Source organism: Brevibacillus ruminantium, from assembly GCF_023746555.1.
Lineage (GTDB): Bacteria > Bacillota > Bacilli > Brevibacillales > Brevibacillaceae > Brevibacillus > Brevibacillus ruminantium.
Map to the genome: position 1 here is coordinate 88111 of NZ_CP098755.1, position 25061 is coordinate 113171.

The 25061-nt window shown below is 50.5% G+C and carries 29 protein-coding genes and 1 other annotated feature; of the genes, 27 read left to right on the forward strand and 2 right to left on the reverse strand.

All coding sequences use genetic code 11. The features are described from left to right. Positions 1–59 precede the first annotated feature (59 nt). The 11 genes from NDK47_RS00535 (at position 60) to rsmI (ending at position 8424) form a co-directional block, all read left to right on the forward strand. Complete coding sequence (locus NDK47_RS00535) at positions 60–1082, forward strand: Rossmann-fold NAD(P)-binding domain-containing protein (RefSeq protein WP_251872964.1); 1023 nt, start codon at positions 60–62, stop codon at positions 1080–1082. A 46-nt stretch (positions 1083–1128) separates the two neighbouring features. Beyond that, entirely contained in the window at positions 1129–1311 is a 183-nt protein-coding gene (locus NDK47_RS00540) for a sigma factor G inhibitor Gin (protein WP_251872965.1), read from the forward strand. 112 nt (positions 1312–1423) lie between these two features. After that, positions 1424–2896 carry an aminotransferase class I/II-fold pyridoxal phosphate-dependent enzyme gene (locus tag NDK47_RS00545; RefSeq protein ID WP_407653375.1) on the forward strand — a complete coding sequence of 491 codons (1473 nt, stop codon included), beginning with the start codon at positions 1424–1426 and terminating at the stop codon, positions 2894–2896. Between the two features lie 72 nt (positions 2897–2968). Continuing rightward, positions 2969–3610 carry a dTMP kinase gene (tmk, locus tag NDK47_RS00550; protein WP_251872967.1) on the forward strand — a complete coding sequence of 214 codons (642 nt, stop codon included), beginning with the start codon at positions 2969–2971 and terminating at the stop codon, positions 3608–3610. 152 nt (positions 3611–3762) lie between these two features. Further along, entirely contained in the window at positions 3763–4092 is a 330-nt protein-coding gene (locus tag NDK47_RS00555) for a cyclic di-AMP receptor DarA (protein WP_251872968.1), read from the forward strand. Between the two features lie 87 nt (positions 4093–4179). Further along, positions 4180–5160, forward strand: a complete 981-nt coding sequence (gene holB, locus NDK47_RS00560) for a DNA polymerase III subunit delta' (RefSeq protein WP_251872969.1) — start codon at positions 4180–4182, stop codon at positions 5158–5160. Between the two features lie 2 nt (positions 5161–5162). Continuing rightward, the gene (locus NDK47_RS00565; protein ID WP_251872970.1) at positions 5163–5981 is read left to right on the forward strand and encodes a PSP1 domain-containing protein; all 819 of its coding nucleotides are present in this window, start codon (positions 5163–5165) and stop codon (positions 5979–5981) included. Positions 5982–6018: 37 nt separating this feature from the next. Beyond that, positions 6019–6387 carry a DNA replication initiation control protein YabA gene (gene yabA / locus NDK47_RS00570; protein WP_251872971.1) on the forward strand — a complete coding sequence of 123 codons (369 nt, stop codon included), beginning with the start codon at positions 6019–6021 and terminating at the stop codon, positions 6385–6387. A gap of 126 nt (positions 6388–6513) precedes the next feature. Next, complete coding sequence (locus tag NDK47_RS00575) at positions 6514–7281, forward strand: tRNA1(Val) (adenine(37)-N6)-methyltransferase (RefSeq protein WP_251872972.1); 768 nt, start codon at positions 6514–6516, stop codon at positions 7279–7281. Continuing rightward, a complete protein-coding gene (locus NDK47_RS00580; RefSeq protein ID WP_251872973.1) occupies positions 7256–7540 on the forward strand; it encodes a GIY-YIG nuclease family protein in 285 nt (94 codons plus the stop codon). Before NDK47_RS00575 ends, NDK47_RS00580 begins: the two co-directional genes overlap by 26 nt. Next, a complete protein-coding gene (gene rsmI / locus NDK47_RS00585; protein ID WP_251872974.1) occupies positions 7537–8424 on the forward strand; it encodes a 16S rRNA (cytidine(1402)-2'-O)-methyltransferase in 888 nt (295 codons plus the stop codon). Before NDK47_RS00580 ends, rsmI begins: the two co-directional genes overlap by 4 nt. 173 nt (positions 8425–8597) lie before the next feature. On the opposite strand, the gene NDK47_RS00590 is transcribed toward rsmI, so the two are convergent. Next, on the reverse strand, positions 8598–8849 hold the full coding sequence (locus NDK47_RS00590) for an AbrB/MazE/SpoVT family DNA-binding domain-containing protein (protein ID WP_251872975.1): 252 nt from the start codon (positions 8847–8849) through the stop codon (positions 8598–8600). Positions 8850–9284: 435 nt separating this feature from the next. Beyond that, positions 9285–9533, forward strand: a binding site (T-box leader). Positions 9534–9667: 134 nt separating this feature from the next. Between NDK47_RS00590 and metG the strand changes: the two genes are divergently transcribed. The 13 genes from metG (at position 9668) to spoVG (ending at position 20642) form a co-directional block, all read left to right on the forward strand. Continuing rightward, positions 9668–11701 carry a methionine--tRNA ligase gene (gene metG, locus NDK47_RS00595; protein ID WP_251872976.1) on the forward strand — a complete coding sequence of 678 codons (2034 nt, stop codon included), beginning with the start codon at positions 9668–9670 and terminating at the stop codon, positions 11699–11701. 19 nt (positions 11702–11720) lie between these two features. After that, complete coding sequence (locus tag NDK47_RS00600; RefSeq protein WP_251872977.1) at positions 11721–12485, forward strand: TatD family hydrolase; 765 nt, start codon at positions 11721–11723, stop codon at positions 12483–12485. Positions 12486–12622: 137 nt separating this feature from the next. After that, positions 12623–13282, forward strand: a complete 660-nt coding sequence (locus NDK47_RS00605) for a hypothetical protein (RefSeq protein ID WP_251872978.1) — start codon at positions 12623–12625, stop codon at positions 13280–13282. Between the two features lie 400 nt (positions 13283–13682). Further along, positions 13683–14774 carry a resuscitation-promoting factor gene (locus NDK47_RS00610; protein WP_251872979.1) on the forward strand — a complete coding sequence of 364 codons (1092 nt, stop codon included), beginning with the start codon at positions 13683–13685 and terminating at the stop codon, positions 14772–14774. Positions 14775–15045: 271 nt separating this feature from the next. After that, on the forward strand, positions 15046–15603 hold the full coding sequence (rnmV, locus tag NDK47_RS00615; protein ID WP_251872980.1) for a ribonuclease M5: 558 nt from the start codon (positions 15046–15048) through the stop codon (positions 15601–15603). Further along, positions 15603–16499, forward strand: coding sequence for a 16S rRNA (adenine(1518)-N(6)/adenine(1519)-N(6))-dimethyltransferase RsmA (gene rsmA, locus NDK47_RS00620; protein WP_251875898.1), 897 nt, complete (start codon positions 15603–15605; stop codon positions 16497–16499). Before rnmV ends, rsmA begins: the two co-directional genes overlap by 1 nt. A 208-nt stretch (positions 16500–16707) precedes the next feature. Beyond that, positions 16708–16980 (forward strand): biofilm formation stimulator Veg, encoded by a 273-nt coding sequence (veg, locus tag NDK47_RS00625; RefSeq protein ID WP_003390218.1) that lies wholly within the window; start codon positions 16708–16710, stop codon positions 16978–16980. 76 nt (positions 16981–17056) lie between these two features. Next, entirely contained in the window at positions 17057–17248 is a 192-nt protein-coding gene (locus tag NDK47_RS00630) for a small, acid-soluble spore protein, alpha/beta type (protein ID WP_251872981.1), read from the forward strand. A 362-nt stretch (positions 17249–17610) separates the two neighbouring features. After that, positions 17611–17817, forward strand: coding sequence for a hypothetical protein (locus NDK47_RS00635; protein ID WP_251872982.1), 207 nt, complete (start codon positions 17611–17613; stop codon positions 17815–17817). Between the two features lie 187 nt (positions 17818–18004). Beyond that, entirely contained in the window at positions 18005–18916 is a 912-nt protein-coding gene (gene ispE, locus NDK47_RS00640) for a 4-(cytidine 5'-diphospho)-2-C-methyl-D-erythritol kinase (protein ID WP_251872983.1), read from the forward strand. Positions 18917–18939: 23 nt separating this feature from the next. Continuing rightward, on the forward strand, positions 18940–19770 hold the full coding sequence (purR, locus tag NDK47_RS00645) for a pur operon repressor (RefSeq protein ID WP_251872984.1): 831 nt from the start codon (positions 18940–18942) through the stop codon (positions 19768–19770). Between the two features lie 7 nt (positions 19771–19777). After that, entirely contained in the window at positions 19778–20161 is a 384-nt protein-coding gene (locus tag NDK47_RS00650; protein WP_251872985.1) for a RidA family protein, read from the forward strand. 193 nt (positions 20162–20354) lie between these two features. Then, entirely contained in the window at positions 20355–20642 is a 288-nt protein-coding gene (gene spoVG, locus NDK47_RS00655; RefSeq protein WP_251872986.1) for a septation regulator SpoVG, read from the forward strand. A gap of 45 nt (positions 20643–20687) precedes the next feature. On the opposite strand, the gene NDK47_RS00660 is transcribed toward spoVG, so the two are convergent. Continuing rightward, complete coding sequence (locus NDK47_RS00660) at positions 20688–21710, reverse strand: CobW family GTP-binding protein (RefSeq protein WP_251872987.1); 1023 nt, start codon at positions 21708–21710, stop codon at positions 20688–20690. Between the two features lie 195 nt (positions 21711–21905). Between NDK47_RS00660 and glmU the strand changes: the two genes are divergently transcribed. The 3 genes from glmU (at position 21906) to NDK47_RS00675 (ending at position 24979) form a co-directional block, all read left to right on the forward strand. Next, complete coding sequence (gene glmU / locus NDK47_RS00665) at positions 21906–23288, forward strand: bifunctional UDP-N-acetylglucosamine diphosphorylase/glucosamine-1-phosphate N-acetyltransferase GlmU (protein WP_251872988.1); 1383 nt, start codon at positions 21906–21908, stop codon at positions 23286–23288. Between the two features lie 23 nt (positions 23289–23311). Next, on the forward strand, positions 23312–24262 hold the full coding sequence (locus tag NDK47_RS00670; RefSeq protein WP_251872989.1) for a ribose-phosphate diphosphokinase: 951 nt from the start codon (positions 23312–23314) through the stop codon (positions 24260–24262). A gap of 90 nt (positions 24263–24352) precedes the next feature. Then, entirely contained in the window at positions 24353–24979 is a 627-nt protein-coding gene (locus NDK47_RS00675) for a 50S ribosomal protein L25 (RefSeq protein ID WP_251872990.1), read from the forward strand. Positions 24980–25061: the final 82 nt, after the last annotated feature.

Here is a 25061-nt window from a genome sequence, read left to right on the forward strand (position 1 = left end):
AATCATAACAAGGACAAACAGCTTCATGCAGCAAAGGTGAAAAAGGGGGCGGAGCCAGATTGTTACCACAGAGCAAGACCATCCTCAGAGGCGCTAATGGAACGATGCCATCCGACTCGCTAGCTGGCGAACTGGCTGAGCTGGGCTTTCAGGTTCTTACCGCCAGAGAGAATAGTGGAGAAGCGTGGGATGCAGCAGGATTAGTGTTGACCGATTACTCGGATGGGGAGCTGCTAACTGGAAATCTGAGCGGTGAGGCGGGAGGGGAGCCCCGCTTGCTGCTCGTCTATGGAAATCGCATCCCCAATGGTACGGCTGATGCTCTGGCAGCGACCTATCCGGAATGGGAAGTCGTTCGCCTTTTTTGTTTTGCTGACAAAGAAAGAGCTCTGCTTGGCGGGGAGGAAGGCGGGATCTGGCTGCGGCGGCTGAGCAGGCAGCTAGCCAGACATGGCTTTGTTTCATTTGTTACCCGCAGGTGCGAGGTGGACGAGGCTGTCCGTCAGCTCCCGCTTTATTTGGCGTGGAAGGAGCGTTTTTTTCTGCGCATGAGTGAGCAGTGTGACAAAAGCGGATCACGGTCGCAGGTGGTTGCCCGCGCACTTGGTATGGATAAACGGATTGGCCAAAGCTGGCTGTACACCGACAGGAAGCGGCACGGGCCGGTGTATCGCTGGATCACTCGTCAGCTTCGGCACATTCGGGAAAAAGCAGAGATACAGCGGATTACGCTATGGGGAAGGGCTTCTTTTTGGGAGGGATTCCCCAGGGGAGAGTTACAGGGCATGGAAACGCGGCTGTTTTCTCCCGGGGAGGCCGTAACAGATGATTTTTCTTCGCGCCGGGCTTGGGCGGTCTACGATAATTGGCGCACTGCCTTGGCTCACTCTGACTTGCTGGTGATCGGCACAGCCGATCCAGTAATCCAGGAGATTCGACTGCCGGAGCTGATTCAGGGGATGAATCAGCCCCTCATCCTCGATGCTTGTTCATGCTTTCCGGTAACAGAAGCAGAATCCTGCCAGATCCTCTACCGAACGATCGGCGAAAACACGAACGTTTGGGAATGGAACCGATTATAATGGGGTATAATGGTTGGTAGATTGAGGAAAAGGGCAGGCGTTTAAAATGGAAAGAATTGCTCAGCGATGCATCGTCTGTGAGGAAGAACGGTTGGACGGGATCGCGATCTGTGAGCAGTTTATCTGCCATCATTGCGAACAAGAAATGGTGCAGACTGACGTACAAGATGCAAAATATCCATTTTTTATCCATCAGATGAGACGCATATGGCTCACAAAAGACGCGTAATTACGTTCACAAAAGGCATTGGCCAACGTCCAGTGCCTTTTTCCATTTGGGCAGACTTCCGTCCTTCAATCATGCTACAATGAACAAAGCTGAAAAAAAGGACGTGAAGCTCGTGCGGGATAAGAGCCCTGGCTATCGGGAGAGGCAGCGGCGTGCTCCCTTGTACGAAAAATTGGAAAGGCACGCGGCCGCGCATCCGCATCCGTTTCATGTGCCCGGTCATAAAATGGGGCACAGCTTTGATACCGGCGGTTCAGCCCGGTTTGGCAGTGTTTTGGAGCTGGACCTGACGGAAATTTCCGGGATGGATGATTTGCACGATCCCGCAGAGGTGATTGCAGAAGCACAGGAGCTGGCGGCAGAAGCATTCGGGGCGGAAGAGACGCGCTTTCTCATCGGGGGAAGCACCGTTGGAAACATGGCGTTGATCATGGCCGTATGCCGCCCGGGTGATAAAATTCTGGTGCAGCGCAATTGCCATAAATCGGTTTTCCACGGGATGATGCTGGCTAGAGCAAACCCCGTCTACATCGTGCCCGCTGTCGATCCCGATAGCGGAGTGGCTGTTGGCTTGCGCAGGGAGGATGTGGAGCGAGCTTTGCAGGCCCATCCGGATGCCAAAGCGGTTTTCCTTACCAATCCGACTTATTATGGGATGGGTATCGATCTGGCAAAAATGGCAGCCACAGTTCATCGTTATGATGTGCCGCTGCTGGTGGATGAGGCTCATGGCTCTCATTACGGCTTTCACTCAGCATTTCCCCCATCGGCGATGCAGAGCGGGGTGGACGCAGCGGTACAATCTACCCATAAAATGACGACAGCCTTGACGATGTCGTCCATGCTTCATATCCAGGGGAATCGCATCAACCGGGAAAGACTGGCCCGGTGTCTGGCCATGCTGCAATCATCCAGCCCCTCCTACCTGCTGATGGCATCGCTGGATTTGGCAAGACGTCACTTGGTTCTGGAGGCAGCAGAGGAATGGGACGAGCTCTTTCCTCTGTTGGCAAAGCTGCGGGAGAGTGTCGCTGCGCTGTCGTGGTTGGAGTTGGTCGGTTCAGGCTCTGGCAGCGTCTACACGTCGATGGACCCGCTCAAGCTGATGCTGACACTGCGAACCCGTGACATGGATGGCTTTGGATTGCAGCAGATGCTGGAGGATGCGGGCATTTACCCGGAGTTGGCCGATGTGGGCCATGTATTGCTGGCCGCATCCTCAGGGACGCGGGCGGAAGACATTCATCAGTTGATTTTGACGCTGGAGTCGGCTCCTTGTCAGCCGCAGCGCCCGTTTCAGCGCTTGGTTCAACCGGGGATGGTCTCCTCCAGCTTTTTGCGCGAGCAGGCCATGCCGATCCATGAAGCGATGGAAGCGGAGCTGATCCGTATCCCGTTGGAACAAGCCCTGGGGCGAATCGCGGGGGAGATGATCATTCCCTACCCGCCAGGCATACCCTTGTTGACACCGGGAGAGCGCATGGATGCCTCACTTTTGGAGCTGTTAAAAGAACTGCGGAAGAGCCGGGTCAGGTTTCAGGGTGTGGACGACGCCGGTCTGCAGACGATTCTGGTCGTCCGTTAAAAAGCTGCGGCCAAACAAAGCGGATGCAGGCCAACGCGCATGGGATCTGAATTTTGGAAGGAGCAAAATGTTGTGACAACGAGAAAAACGGGTCGATTCATTACGGTTGAAGGAGCGGATGGAGCCGGGAAATCGACGGTAGTGACCCGCCTTTATGAAGCATTACAAAACAAGGGATGGGACGTGCTGCTGACGAGGGAGCCGGGCGGAATCGAAATCGCAGAGAAAATCCGTGAGATTATTCTTAATCCCGAACACATAAAGATGGACAAACGGACGGAAGCCCTCCTGTACGCTGCTGCACGCCGGCAGCATTTGGCGGAAAAGGTGCTGCCCGCACTCGAAGGGGGCAAGCTGGTGCTGTGCGACCGGTTTATCGACAGCAGTCTGGCCTACCAGGGCTATGCACGCGGGATTGGCATCGATGAGGTGTTTGCGATCAATCAGTTCGCGGTAGAGAATTGCATGCCTGATTTGACCCTCTATTTTGACGTACGCCCTGAGGTCGGACTGGCTCGGATCAATGCCACAAAAGACAGAGAGATCAACCGGCTGGATCTGGAAGCCCTGGATTTCCACGAAAAAGTGCGGGAAGGCTATCGGCTTGTCATCGAACGCTTTGCTGATCGATTCCAGATCATCGACGCAGAAAAACCGGCGGATGAGGTTTTCGCGGATGCTTTGGCACAATTGGAAGCTCGTTTACAGGTTTGAGTACCGAACTGACCGGTACATGCTGTATACTATGGATAAGAAGAATATCGTTACACTGTCAGCCTTCCCCTCATATAATGGTAGGGAGACAGGGTTTCGAGTTTGTGCCAAACAATCCTTTTGAAAAACTACGCGGAAAGGGTGAGTGCCGTATGAAAATGGTGGTTGCTGTCGTTCAGGACAAAGACAGTGGTCGTCTGTCACAGCAGTTGGTGAAAAAAGGTTACCGGGCTACTAAGTTGGCCAGTACGGGAAGCTTTTTGCGCGCGGGCAATACGACTTTCTTGATTGGTACGAATGACGAAAATTTGCCCGATGTCATTGAAATCATTCAACAAAACTGCAAATCCCGAAAACAGATGGTCACCCCGGTCTCACCTTTGAGTAATGCCGTTGACTCATTCATGCCCTATCCACTGGAAGTCCAGGTCGGGGGCGCAGCCGTTTTTGTTTTGGATGTTCAACAGTTTCACTCGTTTTGACCTCGCCGCAGCAACGCTTCTGCTGCGAGGATCAGCCGTACCGAAGTTGGCAACACAGTGAGTCAATAAACTGTTTAGGTGAAAGCCATGTCATGGACAACAATATCACAGCAGCCCCGTGTGGTTGAGCTGCTCTATCATAGTCTGCGCAACGATCGGCTGGCACACGCTTACTTGTTTGCCGGCCCGAGAGGCGCAGGGAAAAAACAGGTGGCCCTGCATCTGGCGAAGTCCCTCTTTTGTACCGAAAAAGAAGCGGATGCCTGCGGGGCCTGTATCACATGCAGACGCATTGACGCCGGAAATCACCCGGACGTCTTGGTCATCTCTCCGGATGGCGCATCTATCAAGATCGACCAAATCCGCAATCTGCAGAAAGAAATGGCGATGCGCGCGGTTGAATCTTTTCATAAGGTATACATCATCGAACACGTCGACAAGATGACGACCCAGGCTGCCAACAGCCTGCTGAAATTTCTGGAGGAACCGCCAGCGGGAGTGGTCGCGCTGCTTTTGACCGAGAATAGTCACGCGATGCTGCCGACCATTTTGTCCCGTTGTCAGATCATCCATTTCTCCCCGCTTTCTCCCGAAGTGATCGCCCGAAAATTGGGGGAGGAAGGCATCCCGGGCGGGGCGGCGAGGGTAGTGTCCCACATAACGTCAAATCTGGAAGAAGCTCGTGTACTTAGCCAAGCAGAATGGTTTGCACAGCTAAGAAATCTAATGATACAATTGGTGCAGGAATGTAAGCAACACAACTCTTCTGTACTCTATACCATTCACGATATGCTTCAAAAGAGCGACAAAATAAAGGAGGAACTGCCCCTCTTCTTGGATTTGCTCATCCTTTGGCTACGCGATATCCTGTATGTGCAAGTAGACAGACATGCCCATCTCATCAATAGTGACCAACAGGATGTGCTGCAAGGACAAGCCTTGTTATGGACAAAAGCTGAGCTCTTGCGCGGGATCGATCTGGTCATGGAAACAAAAAATCGGATAGAGCGAAATGCCAACCCACAGTTGGCCCTTGAGCGGTTGGTTCTTCAAATCCAGGAGGGATAACCTTGTACGAGGTTGTAGGTGTCCGTTTTAAAAAAGCGGGCAAAATATATTATTTTGACCCTGATCAGTTGCCAATCGAGCGGGATTCTTCCGTTATTGTCGAGACTGCAAGAGGGGTGGAATACGGCAAAGTTGTCATCGGCCGCAAGCAGGTTGATGATTCTGACGTCGTTCTGCCATTGAAAAAAGTAATCCGAATGGCAGATGACAAGGATGCCAAGCAGGTGGACGAAAACAAACAGGCTGCCAAAAATGCCTTCGCCGTATGCCAGACCAAAATTAAGGAACACAAGCTGGAAATGAAGCTGGTTGATGTCGAATACACATTTGACAGAAATAAAATCATTTTCTATTTTACAGCTGATGGACGGGTAGACTTCCGTGAGCTGGTCAAGGATTTGGCCTCGGTTTTCCGTACCCGGATTGAACTGCGGCAGATCGGCGTGCGGGACGAAGCCAAAATGTTGGGCGGAATCGGCCCCTGTGGCCGCCTTCTCTGCTGCTCGACATTCCTGGGCGATTTTGAACCGGTGTCGATCAAGATGGCAAAAGATCAGAATCTGTCTCTGAACCCGGCAAAGATCTCCGGACTGTGCGGACGTCTGATGTGCTGTCTGAAATATGAGAATGATAATTATGAGAGCACCCGTGATGAAATGCCGGACATCGGCACTGTCGTGACGACGCCGATGGGCAAGGGACGCGTGGTCTCCTTGAATATTTTGGATCATTCGATGCAGGTTGAGCTCTCCGACAACAGTCGGATCATGGAATTTACGCTGGACGAAGTGGTCACGGGCCAATCTGCGTTCGAGCAATAGATAGACAAAGAACAGGGAGCGGGGATGAGGTGAGCAAGTGGACAAACGGGAAATCTTCGTCAAGATGGCTAGTATTGAGGAACGAATCGGCGAACTGTATCAAGAAATTGGTGAGTTAAAGGACGTCATCGTGGTCTTGATGGAGGAGAACGCCCAATTACTCGTTGAAAACCAGCACCTTCGCAACCGACTGGACAAAAAGACGACCACAACCCCACCGAAGCAAAAACGGTCGGAGCAGGTCAAAGCAGATGACGCCAAGAAAAAAGTAGTCGGGGAAGGATATGATAATCTGGCGCGTCTCTACGCGGAAGGCTTTCATATCTGCAATGTGCATTTTGGCAGTTTGCGAAAGGAAGGGGACTGCTTGTTCTGCCTCTCATTCCTCAGCGGCGTGCAGAAATAGGCGAAGCAGCCTCGATGTATCATAATGAAGGAACCCAAGCGACCTGGATATTTTGTCAGGTCGCTTTTTCAGACTTAGATGAATATCTGGCCGAGCTTTACAGGGTAAAGGAGTAAGAAACGTCGCATGGATTTGGAGAAAAATATCCCGCTCTACGAGTCGGAGCGGATCGATGACCTGTTGACTCACGAGATGAAAATCATTCAAAGCCACGAAGTCTTTTGTTTCTCGATGGATGCGGTGCTTCTGGCCCGGTTTGCTTCCGTTCCGAAGCGCGGCAGAGTACTGGATTTCTGTACAGGAAACGGGGCGATCCCGCTGATCATGACAACACGTTCTCCCGAAGCCGTATTTGAGGGCATGGAAATTCAGCCGCGGCTGCATGACATGGCCAGCCGCAATGTGCAGTTGAACCAATTGCAGCATCGTGTCACCATGCATCTGGGAGATGTAAAGGAAGCGGTTCAGCAATTTGGCTATGGCAAATTCGACTTGATTACGTGCAATCCGCCGTACATGCCAGCCAACAGCGGAGAACAAAATCTCAGTGAGCATTTTGCGATTGCCCGTCACGAAATCCTGCTCTCGTTGGACGATGTCATTCGGGTGGGGAGCCAGCTGCTTAAAAATGGCGGCAAGCTTGCTTTGGTGCATCGCTCCTCTCGTCTGATCGATATTGTAACCATGATGCGCACATACGGGATCGAACCAAAGCGGATGCGTCTGGTTTATCCCAGACGTGATGCAGAGCCCAATATGGTCCTGATCGAAGGGATACGAAACGGCAGACCGGAGCTTCGCATCCAGCCCCCGCTGATTGTCTATGAAAACGGGGAGGAATACTGTGCAGAACTTCAGGAGATCTATTTTGGCAGACGAGATTCCCTCTCATAAAAGCCACTTTGTCTATATACTGCGTTGCGCGGATGGAACGTACTACACCGGGTATACGACCGAGATGGAAAGAAGAATCCGTGAGCATAACGAGGGAAAGGGAGCAAAATATACCAGAGGACGCGGTCCTGTGGAGCTGATGTATATAGAAGAAGGAACAGACCGTTCCTGGGGATTGCGACGAGAGGAAGCGATCAAACGGCTGTCTCGCGATCAAAAAGAAGGGTTGATCTTTCAGGAGAAAGGACGATGTGAATGAACATCCAGCGAAGTTTTGTAGGTGAAAATACGGGTGTGCTGTACCTGGTAGCGACGCCAATCGGCAATCTGGATGACATCTCCGTTCGTTGTCTGGAAACACTCCGTTCTGTGGACGTGATCGCCTGTGAGGATACAAGACAGACGCGAAAGCTGCTGAATCACTTTCAAATCGACAAGCGGACAGTCAGCTATCACGAGCATAATAAAGAGGCGAGTGGGAGCGGGCTGCTTCAATGGCTGGAAGAGGGCAAAAAGATTGCGCTGGTCAGCGACGCAGGATTGCCGGCGATTTCCGATCCGGGAGCGGATTTGGTCCGGGATGCGGTGGCCGCCGGATTTGCGGTTATACCCGTACCAGGAGCGAACGCAGCGTTGACCGCCCTGATCGCCTCGGGCTTGCCGACAGAACGGTTTGTCTTTTGCGGTTTTTTGCCGAGAGAGAACAAGGATCGCCGAAAAGAGCTGGAGCGCCTGCGGTACTATCCGGAAACGCTGATCTTTTATGAAGCTCCCCATCGGATTGTGAAAACGTTGGAAGCGATGCGGGAGGAATGGGGAGACAGGCGCGCTGTTTTGGCACGGGAGCTGACCAAGCGATACGAGGAATTTGCCCGTGGAACGCTGGACGAGCTTGCTGAGCACGTCCAAGAAACCGAACCGCGCGGCGAATACTGCCTGATCGTTGAGGGATACAGCCAATCAGCTGAAAAGAACCCCGATGAAGAGCAGTGGTGGATGCAGGTAACCGTGGTCGAACATGTCGACAGATATTGTGACCAGGGGTACAGCAAGAAAGAAGCGATCAAACTTGCTGCAGATGACAGAGGGGTATCGAAGCGGGATGTGTACAACGAGTACCACCGCGAATTTCCACAGCAATAAACAGCAAAAAGAGGCCGGTTCAGGAACCAGCCTCTTTTTTGCTGTGAAAAATGTCCCCTCCCATTTGAGGGATTGAAACATCCTAACGTTTTTCACAAAATGGGATGTGACCGTTTACGGTCCACACTTTTGTCCCCCGATGAGGGGAAAACGGTCATGATCGTTTTGTCGGATTAGCGTTTGCCTACAGGCATTTCGGAAAGACAGTCATGGCAAACGATTTTGCCTTTAAAGTGAGATACACGATCAGCGTTTCCACAGAAGATACAAGCAGGCTCGTACTTTTTCAGGATGATGCGCTCTCCGTCCACGTAAATTTCCAACGCATCCTTCTCAGCGATACCCAGTGTACGGCGCAATTCAATCGGAATTACGACACGACCCAGCTCGTCCACTTTTCTAACAATACCTGTAGATTTCATCATGTACAGTCTCTCCCCTCAGATGTTTCAAAATGTCGTTTATTCTTTGAATCGGATATTTAATCGTCAATATTCGACAATTTCCGGTGTTTTCATCATACCAGCGATTCCCAAAGGTGTCAACATGAATTTTACATTTCCTTGAAGCGCAATTTGTTTTTAACAGTGAAAATCAATACACTAGCAGTAACTACATATGTAAATAAATTCATATGAGTTGGGAATGGAAAAAAGTAACTGGAAGTTTTCGTTGTCGATTTAGTCATTTCATGTCGAATAAATCAATTTCATTCGACAAAATGTGCGTTTTCGTACCTCATCGACAAATTTTTTGCATCATGTATTCTCCGTCGGGTACCTTGATCAAGGGGAAAGGAAAGGTTTACAAACAAACCCTATTGTGTACAATAGTAGGTAAGGACACTCAATAAATACTGAAGATCGACCATGACGGGAAGAGTAGGCTTGCTTTTCTTATCACAGAGAGCCGGGGTAGGTGTGAGCCGGTATAAGCAACCAAGCTGAAGATGGCCCCTGAGTTTCACGAATGAACAGCAGCCAAGGCTCGCAAGTAGTTCGTGACGCAAACCTGCGTTACAGGTGGAGTCAGGATGACTCTCCAAGTCCGCCGTTCGTGAGAAGGCGGAGTATTTGGGTGGTACCACGAGAATAAAACTCGTCCCAATCCGGGGCGGGTTTTTTATACTTTCAGAAAGTTTTTTCGCTAACGCGGTAGAGGACGAAAGTATAAGTGCAACTAAGGCCACGCCAAATTCGGCGTAGCCAAGTTTTCTAATTTTTTTCAGAGGAGGTTACTTGTTTTGAAGCCGACTTATTACATTACAACGCCGATTTATTACCCCAGCAACAAGCTGCACATCGGAAACGCTTATACGACGATTGCAGCGGATACCATGGCTCGCTACAAAAGATTGCGCGGCTATGACGTTTTCTACCTGACGGGAACCGACGAGCACGGGCAGAAATTGCAGGAGAGAGCTGCAGAAGACGGCAAACAGCCGCTCGAATTCATCGATCCGGTGGTCGACTGGATTCGCGATCTGTGGGAGAAACTCGATATCTCCTACGACGATTTTATCCGCACGACCCAGCCGCGCCACAAAGTGATTGTGCAAAAGATTTTTCAGCGTCTTCTCGACCAGGGAGATATCTATTTGGGTGAATACGAGGGCTACTATTGTGTCCCGGATGAAGCCTTCTGGACAGAAACGCAATGCAAAACGGACAAAGGGTATTTTTGCCCGGACTGTGGACGCGAAGTCAAGAAAGTAAAAGAGCAAAACTATTTCTTCCGTCTCTCCAAATACCAGGATAGACTGCTGCAGCATATTGAGGCCAACCCTGAGTTTATCCAGCCAGAAACCCGCCGCAACGAGATGATCAATAATTTCCTCAAGCCGGGCCTTCAGGACTTGAGTGTCTCCCGCAGCACGTTTGACTGGGGGGTCAAGGTTCCCAGCGATCCGGGGCATGTGATCTACGTCTGGATTGACGCGCTGGCCAACTATATTACGGCACTGGGCTATCTGTCCGAAGATGACAGCAAATATCAGCGCTACTGGCCGGCAGACGTCCATCTCGTGGGTAAAGATATTCTCCGCTTCCATACCATCTACTGGCCGATCCTGTTGATGGCGCTTGATTTGCCGCTGCCGAAAAAAGTATTTGGCCACGGCTGGCTGCTGATGCCGGACGGCAAAATGTCCAAATCAAAAGGAAATGTGATCGATCCGAAACTGCTGATCGACCGCTATGGCTCAGACAGTGTGCGGTACTTCCTGCTTCGCGAGATTCAATTCGGTCAGGACGGTGTATTTACACCAGAGAGCTTTATCCAGCGCCTGAACTACGATTTGGCCAATGACATCGGCAATCTGCTCAGCCGTACGACAACCATGATTGAAAAATATTTCGACGGCGCTGTGCCTGCTCCAGCCGACAAAGGGGAGCCGGACGACAGCCTGATCGAGCTGGCCACCAAGACGAAGGCTCTCGTGGAGGAGCATCTGGACGAGATGCGTTTCAGCAACGCGCTTGCCCACATCTGGGAGCTGGTCGGTCGCACGAACAAATACATTGATGAGACCATGCCGTGGAATCTGGCGAAGTCCGAGGAGACCAAAGGCCGTCTCGCTACCGTCATGTACAACCTGATGGAGAGCATCCGTATCTCTTCGATTCTCATTCAGCCATTCATGACCAAGACCCCGGCAAAAATCTGGGATCAGCTGGGCATCCTGGACAGACCGGAAACCTACACCTGGGAGTCTGCCGGGGTATGGGGCGGACTGCCTGCAGGCAGCCAGGTCAATCGCAAAGAGCTGCTCTTCCCGCGTCTTGATGTAGAAGCGGAGCTGGCTTTTATTGATGATTCTACTGCCGAAGCCCGCCGTCAGGCCGAGGAAAACAAGAAGAAGCAAGAGGCGCTGAAAGGAGAAGCATCCGTGAACGAAACGAAAAATGAAGCTGCAGCAAAAGCGGAAGCAGCAGAAAAACCGGCTGACAGCAAAGAAGAAATCGGCATTGATGACTTTGGAAAAGTAGAGCTTCGCGTCGCACAGGTGGTCGAGTGCGCGAAACACCCGAATGCTGACAAGCTTTTGATCCTTCAGTTGAATTTGGGTTATGAAAAACGTCAGGTCGTCTCCGGGATTGCCAAATACTACACACCGGAAGAGATGGTAGGGAAAAAAGTGATTCTCGTAGCCAACCTGAAACCGGTAAAATTGCGTGGGGAACTGTCCCAAGGCATGATTTTGGCCGCTTCTGCCGGTGATCAACTGACGCTGGCAACCGTCGATCCAAGCATGCCGAACGGCGCGATTGTGAAATAGGAAAAAGGAGGACGCAGAGTTGTTATTCGAAACGCACGCGCACCTCAACGCCCCGGAGTTTGACGCAGATCGCGATGAGGTTATCGCTCGCGCCCGGGAAAATGGCGTCAGTACCATCGTCAACATCGGGTTTAATGCCGAGACCATTCCCACCTGCCTGCAGCTCGTCGAGCAGTATGATTTCATCTACGCGGTCGTGGGCTGGCACCCCCAGGATGCCAAAGACATGACCGATGAGCATCTCGAATGGCTGGAGGAGCTGAGCCGCCATCCCAAAGTGGTCGGTCTCGGGGAGATGGGACTGGATTACTACTGGGACACTTCACCGAAGGATGTGCAGGCTGAGGTGTTCCGCAAGCAGATCCGGTTGGCTCGCAAGCTGAATATGCCGATCATCATCCACAATCGGGACGCGCACCAGGATGTCATCCAGATCCTGAAGGAAGAGAAGGCCGCCGAAGTGGGTGGGATCATGCACTGCTTCTCCGGAAGCTGGGAGACAGCCAAGCTGGCTTTGGATATGAATTTCTACATCTCGTTTGGCGGGCCGCTTACGTTCAAAAACGCCAGACAGCCCAAAGAAGTAGCAGCCAAAGTGCCGCTGGACCGACTGCTGATCGAGACCGACTGTCCCTACCTGACGCCTCATCCTTTCCGCGGAAAGCGCAATGAATCCGGCTACGTTCGCTATGTATGCGAGGAGATGGCCAACATTCGCGAGATGTCCTATGAAGAGATGGCGCAGATAACGACTGAGAATGCGCGCCGATTGTTCCGGCTTTAATTATGTTGAACCAAAAAGAGACGAGCTTGTCCGATATGGGCAGCTCGTTTTTTATATGAATAAATTCGAAGAACGTCTCTCAAAAAAAGGAAAAAACAGGAGGAGGGGAAATGTATATAAAGTGAGGTGACGTTGTAGTGAAACGAAAAAATATAAAATTGATATACCCCTTCCTATTGGTGGTCGGGCTCTTCGTTATATACGGAGAAACAGCGAGACAGGACGATCTGTTTTCCAGCGAAACCGAATATCCGATTGTATCTGGCCGTCCGTTTCTAGCTGTAGCCTATTCAAGTATCGATGAGATGTATAGAGATGCTGATGTCGTTGCAGAAATTGAAATAATTGATCAAGAAGTAGAAATGTTAGATGGAACGATAGCGCAGACGATTTCAGAGGCAAAGATTCAGGCGTTATATAAAGGGGATCCTGAATTAGAAACCATTGTGATCGCAGAGGTTGGCGGACCTGTTGACTACACAAAAATCAGCATTGATAAACCAAGCACCGGAAGGCACAAACCTGAAATTGTAGAACAAACAGTAGAAGGTTCACCTGTCATGAAGGTAAACAACTCCTACATGGTTTTTCTACGTCACAACCAAAAGTCGGATACGTATTCCCCAATGGGAAGCGTTCAAGGAAAGTTAAAACTTCAAAACGATAGGGTTGTATTTACTGTTAAGAAAGATGCGTTGGAAGAAGACGATGACCTGTTTTTCTTGCAAAAGGAATTTGGCGGGAAAAATAGCAAAAAGCTGGTGGACAAGATCATCTCATTAAAAGAAGAGGAATAATGAGGGGTCAATCTGGGGTTGTCGATAAAATCGGCGCCCCTTTTTGTTCGAATTTACAAGAAAGGTCACCCCATTTCCAAAAAACTGGACAAAAAACAGGTTCTTTCGAGGGACATCCCTGCATACAGTAAAGGTATGCGTGTCGAACGATTCATTTTGAATCGACAGAGCCCCTCGACAGAAACCCGCTTCCATTCGTCATTCGGTTAGTGCTAGGCTGGTAGCAATCAAATCCTCAGTCCGGCAGGGGAAATTTGACAAAGAGAAAAAGATAGCATACAATCAAAACCGACCTTGTTCAGAAAGGCCAATTTCCAAAATATTGGTGCGATTTCATCAACCCTTGCCTGACTAGACGAGAAAAGCTTTCAATGCTTTTCAAGAAAAAGGAGTGTGGGAAATGGAGTTACGCACGGTGTGGGAAAGGCAAAAGAACCGGGCAATCGCCATCTTAGGCGGCCTGGCTCTGGTGCTTGTTCCCATGATTGGCTATTTCTCTGCCCAAGCCACCCAGCCAAAACAGGTTACGTTTTCCTTGGACGGTACCATCCAAAAGGTAGGTACGAAAGCGTCAACCGTTGAAAAGTTTTTGGCTGAACGAAACATCACGGTAACGGAAAAAGATCAACTACAACCAGAACCTAACACCAAAATAAAAAACGGCACAACCATTACCTTACATACAAGCTGGGCAATACCTGTCCAGGTGGACGGGCAGACAAAAGTAGTGCAAACGCTGAAACGCGATGTATCCAGTGTGCTTCAGGAAGCGGGCATCGCACTCGGACAGCAGGACCGGGTAGAACCGGGACTGGGAGAGGCTCTTTCCAAGAAATCGACCATCGTCGTTACGCGCGTAGAGGAAAAAGTTGTACAGCTCGAAGAACAAGTAGCGTTTCAAGAGCTCCGTAGAACAGACCCTGTTCTCTCGAAAGGGACAACGCGTGTTTTACAGGAAGGTCAAGAAGGAAAAGCCCTCGCGCAGTACAAATTGGTCACGGAGAATGGCAAGGAAGTCTCACGTGAACTGATAAAGCGAGATGTCATCACACCAAAAAAAGATCGGATTGTAGCGGTCGGGACAGCCGTAGCTGTTCAGATCGACGACAGTTCGAATCGAGTCGTAGCAACCGAAGCGGGAATGGTCTCCCGCGGTGGAAAAGTGTTCCGGCCACACAAGGTCCTGAACGGGGTTACACTGACGGCCTATTCGCCGGCGGGAGGAGGGAAGTCTCCGAATTCGCCAGGCTACGGGCGTACAGCGACAGGAGTTAAGGCACAGCCAGAGCATACCATCGCGGTTGATCCGAAAGTTGTCCCTCTCGGATGGTGGGTATTTATTGACGGAATTGGCTACCGACGTGCTGAAGATACGGGGGGAGCCATTCGCGGCTCAAAGATCGACGTATTTGTTGGAACGGAAGCTGATGCTGTCCAGTTTGGACGCAAGCGAAACCGCACCGTCTATATTATCGGACCGCACAAACCGTAGGACAGGAGCCATGCTCCTGTCTTTTTTTCTGCAATGGAAAGATGCTCGGACCTCGTGAATGCTTTCGAACAGAGAGAGGGAAAATGATCCCCGTGGAAGCTTTGGGCTGTGAAGCGCCAGATAGTGGTATTTTGTCAGGTGGATATGGTAAGCTGTGTTATTAAGTAAGACGAAGCAGCGGCAAAAATGTTACAACCAAAATGCAATTTTTCTTCTTTTGGTACATGCGGATTCCGTTGTTTCGACACTTTATGAAAGTGGGAGCATCAACATGAAGATCAAAGAAGTCATTGTCGTAGAAGGCCGGGACGATACGGCTGCCATCAAGAGAGCTGTCCATGCAGATACGATCGAAACCGGCGGCTCGGCCATCAATGAACGGACGATCCAAAAGATTCGCCTGGCGCAAAGCAAGCGGGGCGTCATCATATTTACGGACCCTGATTACCAGGGAGAGCGGATTCGGAAAATCATCAGTCGCGCTGTACCAGGCTGCAAGCATGCCTTCATCACGCAGGCAGACGGCACCAGAAAAGGTGATATTGGCGTCGAGAACGCGTCAGTGGAGACGATCATCCGCGCGCTGCAGGATGTCAAAAGCGAAATGGCGGAGAGTGCGGGAGAAATCACAGCCGATGATATGCTGGAGCACGGGCTCACCTCCGGGTCCGGTTCCAAAGAGCGGAGAATCAAGCTGGGAGAGCGCCTCGGGATCGGTTACGCCAATGCCAAACAAATGCTTTCCCGCCTCAATGCGTTTCAAATCAGCAAAGCGGAATTTCTGGAAGCGATGGCAGCGATAGAAGAGCACAAGGAGGACAAGTCGTGATGAATGCCTCAGGAAAAGATATTGCAACCCCTACCCGAACAAAAGAGGTGCTGGAGAAATACGGCTTTTCCTTTAAAAAAAGTCTAGGCCAAAACTTCCTGATCGACACCAACATCTTGCACAATATTGTGGACGCAGCCGATTTGGATCAGAGCAAGGCGGTTGTGGAGGTGGGACCGGGAATCGGCGCCTTGACAGAGCAGTTATGCAGAGCTGCAGGGCGTGTGGTGGCCATCGAGATCGATCAGCGGCTGCTGCCCATTTTAGGTGACACGCTTGCTCCATACGACAATGTAGAGGTTGTCCATGGCGATGTGCTGGAACTGGACCTCAAGGCTCTTTTTCGGGACAAGCTGGCCGGCTATGAAAAAGCGAGTGTCGTGGCCAATCTACCTTATTATGTGACCACGCCCATCCTGATGAAGCTCCTTGAGGAACGGCTGCCTCTGGAAAACATCGTCGTCATGATCCAGAAGGAAGTGGCAGAGCGGATTGCAGCGAGGCCAGGGACGAAGGATTACGGCTCACTCAGTGTAGCTGCCCAATTCTACGCAGAAACGGAAGTCGCGATGATCGTGCCGGCCAGTGTCTTCATTCCTCGACCCAATGTAGACTCCGCCGTGATCCGCCTAAAAATTCGGGACCGCCCTCCTGTAGAGGTTGAAGATGAAGACCTGTTTTTCCGGGTCGTTCGGGCTTGCTTCGCCCAGCGGCGAAAGACGCTCTTGAACAATCTGATGAACGGTCTGTTTGACAAAGCGCGAAAAGACGAAGTGATACAGATGTTGAATGATTTGGAAATTGATCCGGTCCGACGAGGCGAAACTTTGTCGATTGAAGAATTTGCAAGGCTGGCAAACGAGTCAATTCGACGTCATTTGCTGGGAAAAAAATAACTAACGCCCCCTGCTGATCGCGTGAAATGCGCAAAAGCAGGGGGTTTTTGCTGACATCTCAGCTAAAGATTGAAAAACGACAAATATCCACGCATTTATCGAAAAAAAGGCCGTTGACAAAAACTCGGGCAGATTGCTATAATTTTTTATTTGTTTGACAAAATAAGCGTATGCTGTTATAATGGAACCAAGCGAGGTGGATGGAACAATGGCAAGAAACGCGTTACTTGACATTAAACGCAGTTTAGACGGGCACATTGGCGAACGCATCCTACTTAAGGCCAATGGCGGTCGACGCAAGACCGTCGAACGGACGGGCATCCTCGAAGAAACGTACCCATCAGTTTTTGTTGTTAAGCTAGACGACGACCAATTGTTCGAACGGGTTTCATACAGCTATGCTGACATCTTGACGGAAACCGTCGAGTTAACCGTCTGCAGAGAGAATGAGCACATTCGCATTACTTTTGTTCAACAGTAGAGCCTTTCCGGGCTCTACTGTTTTTTTTGCCCCGGACCGCGCATACTAGGGTTGTCAACGGGAAAGGGAGGGTGTTATGGGTCGCAGACGAGGCATTATGTCTGATGAGTTCAAGATGGAACTGGCCAAGGAACTGGGGTTTTACGATACAGTGAAAACCGAGGGATGGGGTGCCATCACCACGCGTGACGCAGGGAATCTGGTCAAACGCGCCATTCAGATTGCCGAAGAAGCGTTGGCGAAGCAAAATACCACAGATACTCGTTGACAGAGAAGTCGGGGAAACCCGGCTTTTTTTAGCATATAGAAACGGCGCTGCGAAACAACAGTTTCACTTCTCAAGGTTGCGCTCCTTTTTCCCGCAAATCACCCCTCCACTGGGTAGGGTTCCACAGTCGTAAGTCGTACCACAGGGAAACATGCTTCTTCACGAAACCGTTGTTTTCTTTATAAGATACATGGTAGCCACTTCTATGGACTATCCTTCATTGCGAATGTAACTTGGTGAGTAGTTTTGGATTTCTGATGTTTAGTTGTTCCTTGTAACTTTTTGGAAGTTGTTTTGGTCTAATACATTAAACAAAAAAATTCAGTTTCAGGTTCACAATTAATATGAAAGTGGTGAGATTGGTGAGCGCAGTCGCTATTGGATTTACCTTTGTTATTACTGCCTGCTTATTGTGGATGATTTTTAGCTCGATCAAAAGTAATAAGTTGCCTAAGAGGACAGATTATACTCCTTTTGACGACATGATGTCGGGACGTGTTGACAGAGATCCAATAGAATCATTTATGGATGAGAAAGAGACAAGAAAGAAAAAAAGAGGATTGAAATGACTCTTCCTATTTCAAATCCTCATAATACCGGACACTACTCAACCTAATATGTTAGTGAAAACCTCCTATAGCAAAAAGAACTAGAAATTACCGATGGTAAGAGCATCTCACGTTCACTGGCATGGCTGAATCCCCCTGTGCTACAATAAGAGACTAGGAAATCAGATCGTAGGCAGAGGTGAACAACGTGCGTATCTCGGTCAAAGCGCCCGCCAAAATTAATCTTACGCTTGATGTACTGGCCAAACGTCCTGACGGTTATCACGAGGTGGAAATGGTGATGACTACAGTAGACCTGGCGGACCGGGTTGATCTAACCTTGCGCGATGACGGCTCTATTTCGCTGGATTGTTCAGCCAGCTTTGTGCCCGATGACAGCAGAAACCACGCTTACAAAGCGGCGGTGTTGCTGAAGGAACGCTTTCAAGTACCCGATGGAGTACATGTGTACATAGATAAACAGATCCCGGTAGCCGCCGGATTGGCAGGAGGAAGCAGCGATGCTGCCGCTGCGCTAAGAGGCCTCAATCAGCTCTGGAAGCTGGGGCTTACGTTGGACGAGCTGGCTGAAATCGGAGCGGAGATTGGCTCCGATGTACCGTTCTGCGTTTACGGCGGGACGGCCGTCGCTCGCGGCAGAGGAGAACAGATCACCCATTTGACGTCTCCTCCTCCGTGCTGGATTATCTTGGCGAAGCCGCCGATCGGCGTTTCTACGGCAGATGTATACGGCAATTTGCGCGTACAGGAGATTCAACACCATCCATCTACAGCAAACATGCTGCAAGCGATACAAGAACAAAATTTCTCCCAGATGTGCCGTTCGCTTGGCAATGTGCTTGAGGAAGTAACGCTGAACATGCATCCCCAGGTCCGTCAGATCAAAGAACTGATGGAGGCTTCCGGAGCGGACGGAGTCCTGATGTCGGGCAGCGGCCCCACTGTTTTTGCCCTCGTGCAAAAAGAGGCAAAGGTGCATCGCATCTACAATGCATTGCGCGGTTTTGTAAAGGATGTTTTCGTAGCCCGCATGTTGGGGGTTCCTGAAGGGGGAAATGCTTGCCATAACACGTATGGAAATGATACATTAGCACCATAATATTCGGTTTTGGAGGAAGAAACATGAAGAAATTGCGCAGAAGTGCCCGCCTCGTCGATATGACGCAGCACTTGCTTGCTCAGCCTCACACGCTGATTCCGCTCACTGTGTTTGCCGAGCAATACGGAGCCGCAAAATCGTCGATCAGCGAGGATCTGTCGATCATCAAAGAGGCGTTTGAGAGTCAGGGCGTAGGCGTATTGACAACAGTGGCGGGAGCAGCCGGGGGAGTGAAGTACATTCCCAAGGTTAAGACAGACGACGCGCTTGACTTCATGCACAATTTAATCGGCCACTTGGGCAATCCTGAACGTCTTTTGCCCGGCGGTTATCTGTACATGTCTGATATTTTAGGGAATCCCATCACCATGTCGAAGATCGGCAAGCTGTTTGCCTCTGCGTTTGCCGATAAAAACGTGGAAGTCGTGATGACGGTGGAGACGAAAGGAATCCCGCTCGCATATGCCACTGCACTCTATCTGAATGTGCCTGTTGTCATCGTGAGAAGAGACAACAAGGTGACCGAGGGCTCGGTGGTAAGCATCAACTATGTATCCGGTTCTAGCAAGCGCATTCAGACGATGTCTTTGGCTCGACGTGCCTTGCCTGAGCAATCCCGGGTCCTCATCGTAGACGACTTTATGAAGGCCGGCGGAACCGTTCGCGGGATGATCGATCTTTTGCAGGAGTTCCGTGCAACGGTCATCGGATGCGGCGTCCTGGTCGAAACAGCCGATGTATCCGAGCGACTGGTGGATGAATACGTTTCCCTGGCAAAGCTGCAGGAAGTCGACATCAAGGGCAAACAGATCGAAATCGAGCTGGGCAGTTATTTTCAAAATAGAGGGGAGTAGAAAGGACATGGCAATTTCTTTTGTTTCCACCAATCAGGCACCGGCGGCTATCGGGCCATACAGTCAAGCGGCTCGCGCAGGGTCTTTCCTGTATGCATCGGGACAGATCCCGCTTCGCCCGGACGGCACGCTGGTAGAGGGCGACATTGTCGCACAAGCCCACCAGGTTTTCGCCAATATCAAAGGAGTATTGGCCGAGGCTGGTCTGACGCTTTCCGATGTAGTAAAAGCGACCGTTTTTATTAAAGATATGAACGAGTTTGCGCGTCTGAATGAAGTATATGGCGAATATTTTGGCGACCACAAGCCTGCCCGTTCGACAGTAGAAGTTGCTCGTCTCCCGCGTGATGTACAGGTAGAAATCGAAGTCATCGCTTACTTCGGAGAATAGTATCAGGACGTTGGAACAGGTGCAAAAGCCCGACACCACTCGCGTGTCGGGCTTGTTTTTTACTAATAATTGGAGTATGCTGGAGAAAATTATAGATTTTTTTGCAAAATTTCGGTAAACTCAGCAGGAATATTTACCCAGAGCGTGGAAATACTCCTAAACGCTTTTTTTATAGATAAAGGGAGTGAACTAGATGGAAGTAACAGACGTTAGACTTCGCCGCGTGAATACGGATGGTCGTATGAAAGCCATTGCATCCATAACCATCGACCATGAATTCGTGGTTCATGATATCCGTGTTATTGACGGAAACAATGGCATGTTCGTCGCAATGCCGAGCAAGCGCACCCCAGACGGGGAGTTCCGCGATATTGCTCATCCAATTTCCTCCGCTACTCGCGAAAAGATTCAAGCTGCTGTCTTGAATGAATACGAGCGCGTAGGTCAAGAAGAAGAGAACACAATCGAAGCAGGCGCATAACCTTTTGAAAAACAGGCACCCCGTCCTATGACAGGGTGCCTTGTTTCATCCATAGCAGGATTGTATATCTTGAATAATTTTTTCCTTTTCTAACCCTTCTCCAATAAACACCGCGACCATTTTCGGCCCGAAATTTTCAAACGGAAACAGATGAACCTGATTTTCCGTATGCTGAAAGGAGATCAGTTCATCACGCCCCTTAAACAGCACGTAGCCTTTGGCACGGTAAACATTCTTGGGTAGGTCGTGGAGAAAATCTTCGAATTTTTCTGCATCTACAGGACCGGTAAAATGGTAGGAAAAGGTTTCGATACTGTTGTAAAGCGAAGGCTCTGCGCTGGCCAACCCCAGTGACTGTTTCACCTTTCCTAGCACGGACAGTTTGCCAATACTTTTTTGCACGATCGGGCCGCCTGTTCGGTCTTCTGCCCGCTCTGCCGCTGCCTTTTCAGCAATCCTCTTAACCTGAAGCAATTGGTCCAGATCCATTTCACCTTGAATCGTTACATGAATCGGGGCATGGGGATTTAGCTCCAAGACCTTCGCCTTTACCTTTTCCAGCACGTCCGGCGTGACCAGATCACTTTTATTGAGCAGGAGCAAATCGGCATATTTAACCTGATTGCGGATGGTTTTGACCAGAGAGCCTTTTGACTGGAAGCGGGAGTTCAGGTCACGGAAACGAGAGGCATCCACCACACTGACGATTCCCTTGAGGTCCAGGTTGTCGTACAGCTCGGGATGTGTCAGCGCATCTACGACTTCGACCGGATCAGCTACCCCGGTGGTTTCGATCAGGATATGGTCGGGTGTGAAGGAGGAGAGAATTTCTTTGAGACCTTCTGTCAATTCCCCTTGTATGGAACAGCAGATGCAGCCATCCAGCAGCTTTTTCACCGGAAAGCCGAATCCTTGCAATTGTTCTCCATCAATGTCTTCCTCGCCCATTTCATTCATCAGAACGACGACCTGTCCGTCTCTTTGACGCAGATAGGCAAGCAGCTTTTGCAGCAGTGTCGTTTTCCCGCTGCCCAGGTAGCCCGTCAAAATGTAAACGCCGGCTTTCATCACATCCGTCCTCCTTCTTCACGTTTATTGTCAGATTTTTTCATGTCCATCATAAAACAGGCCAGGGAAAGCGTCAAATCACGCCCTAAGCCAGTTGTGCGTCTGTTGTGAAAAGAGTATACTGCGCCTATTATCTTGAAATCCCCAAATGATTAAGATATAGTCATTGTGGAACTTCTACGCTGGAGGGTTGACATGTCGAATATCCATGCCGTAGTACTAGCAGCAGGTCAAGGAACACGGATGAAGTCGAAGCTGTACAAGGTTTTGCACCCCGTCTGCGGAAAGCCGATGGTCCAGCATGTTGTGGATACACTGGCTGCCATGAAGGTGGAGGATGTCGTCGTGGTCGTTGGTCACGGTGCTGACACCGTTCAAGCCACCTTGGGCGATACTGTGCAATACGCATTGCAAAGTGAGCAGCTCGGGACGGCCCATGCTGTACAGCAAGCGGAACCGCTTCTACAGGGAAAAGAAGGAACTACGTTTATTTTGTATGGAGATGTACCCCTTCTGTCAGAAGAGACGTTGACAGAGCTTTTGCGTTTTCATGAAGAGCAGCAGGCAGCAGCCACTGTTCTGACTGCTGTACTTCCGGATCCAACAGGGTATGGACGTATCGTCCGCAACGCTGCTGGGGAAGTACTGGAGATCGTGGAACACAAAGATGCGTCTGAAGAGGTCCGGGCGATCAAAGAGATTAATACAGGCATATACTGTTTTGACAACCAAAAATTGTGGAGTACGCTGGCACAAGTGAAAAATGATAACGTACAAGGAGAATACTATGTGACAGATTGCGTCGGTATTCTTCGCGAAGCCGGAGAAAAGGTCTTTGCTTTTGAAGCGGCCGACCCGGATGAAACCATGGGCGTCAATGACCGTGCCCAGTTGTCAGAAGCCGAAGCGTACATGCGCAGACGAATTGCTGTGCGCCACATGAAAAACGGCGTATCCATTATCGATCCCCTCTCTACCTATATTGAGGCGGATGTGGTGATCGGGTCCGATACGGTTATCCAACCAGGTACCTATCTGCGAAGAGGGACAACCATCGGGGGAGATTGTGTCATTGGACCTGGCGCTGATTTGAGCAACACCCGAGTAGCCGACGGTGTAACGATTTCCTACTCCGTCCTGGTCGATGCCCTGGTAGACCAAGGGGCTGCGGTCGGACCCTATGCATACGTGCGACCGGGATCAGAGATCGGGGCCAACGTCAAAATTGGCGATTTTGTCGAATTGAAAAATGCGAAGATTGGCAAGGGGACCAAAGTGCCCCATCTCAGCTATGTGGGAGACGCGGAAATTGGCGAAGGTGTCAACATCGGTTGTGGAACCATTACGGTGAACTATGATGGCGCTGTCAAACACAAAACAGTGGTAGGGGACGGCTCGTTTATTGGTTGCAATACAAATCTCGTCGCTCCGCTGACCGTCGGGAAGAACGCTTATGTGGCAGCCGGCTCTACAATTAATCAGGACGTACCCGATGACGCCATGGCCATCGCCCGCGAGCGTCAGGTGAATAAACCAGGATACGCGAACAAATTGCCTCGCAAGGGCAAAAAGGATTAACTACAGGAGGTTCTTGAAAGATAATGGCTAATTACCGCGACCCCAAACTGAAGGTATTTACATGTAATGCAAACCGTCAGCTTGCTCAGGAGATTGCTGATCACATCGGTGTTCCGCTGGGTAATTCGGAAGCAGTTCGCTTTAGCGATGGCGAGTGTCAGATCAAATTAAACGAGAGTGTACGGGGCTGTGATGTCTTTGTCATCCAACCGACATCCGCGCCTGTGAATGAGCACCTGATGGAGCTGTTGGTCATGGTAGACGCTTTGAAGCGCGCCTCGGCCAAAAGCATCAACGTGGTGATTCCGTACTATGGCTATGCACGCCAAGATCGCAAAGCGCGCGCCCGCGATCCGATTACGGCCAAACTGGTGGCCAATCTGATCGAAACAGCTGGGGCTCACCGTGTCATCACGATGGATTTGCATGCAACCCAGATTCAGGGGTTCTTTGATATCCCGGTCGATCATTTGCTGGGTGTACCGATTTTGGGTAAATATTTCGCCGAGAAGGGGCTGAATGATATTGTTGTCGTCTCCCCTGACCATGGTGGTGTGACTCGTGCCCGTAGACTGGCAGAGCGTCTGGAAGCTCCCATCGCGATTATCGACAAGCGCCGCCCGGAACCAAATGTCGCGGAAGTTATGAACATCGTCGGAAATATCGACGGCAAAACAGCCATTATCATCGATGACATCATTGATACAGCCGGTACTATTACGCTGGCAGCCAGCGCACTGATTGAAGCGGGTGCCCGCGACGTCTACGCTTGCTGTACGCACCCGGTTCTCTCCGGTCCTGCGATCGAGCGCATCGCCAACTCCAAAATCAGCGAGCTGGTCGTGACCAACTCGATCCCGCTGACACAGGATCAACTGATTGACAAAATCAAAGTCCTGTCCGTAGCTCCGATCATCGGGGAAGCGATTATTCGCGTACACGAGGAGCTTTCGGTCAGCAAGCTGTTTGACTAGACCGAAGTACAGGTAGAGGGATGGAAAAGACCTCCTCTGGACAAGCTAGAAAGTAGGAAGAAACTTCTAGCTCCCGGAGGAGGTTTTTTTGTGCAAGCGATTCAGGCGATGATTCGTCGCAAAGGCGAGACCGCGAAGACGAACAATGAACTGAGACGAAAGGGCTGGGTTCCCGCCGTGATCTACGGCTCGGACATTGGCAATCAGTCCATTCAGGTAGAAGGACGCGTATTGGATCAGGCCCTTCGTCAGCAGACGACAAACAAACCGTTTACACTGGAGATTAACGGCAACCAGCATGTCGTGATGGTCTACGAACTGCAGCGTCACCCGGTGATGGGCAATATCCTGCATGCGGACTTTAAGAAAATCAATATGAATGAAAAGGTTCATACCAGTGTGCCGATTATGATGACAGGTGATCCCGAACTGGGTGTAGCAACACTGGTCCGGCATAGCGTAGAAGTCTCGTGTCTGCCGGGAAATATCCCGGAGTCGTTTACCGTAAATGTGGATGGCTTGCAAATTGGAGATGTGGTGCTGGTCAAAGACCTGGATGTTCCTCAAACGGTGGATTTGGGGCTGGATGAGATGGAAGTCGTCATCAGTGTTCTGCCGGTAAAAGCCAAGTCCGATGAGTCAATCGATGCCCAAGAGGCAGCCGAGGGTGTAATGGAGAATGCCGCTTCTCCGACGGAGGAAGCGAAAAAGGTATAGCAACGTTTTTGCGAGAAGGGGCTGTCCAGAAAGTCGGTTTTAACTGACTTCCTGGGGCCCCTTTTTTTCAAAAATAAGCACA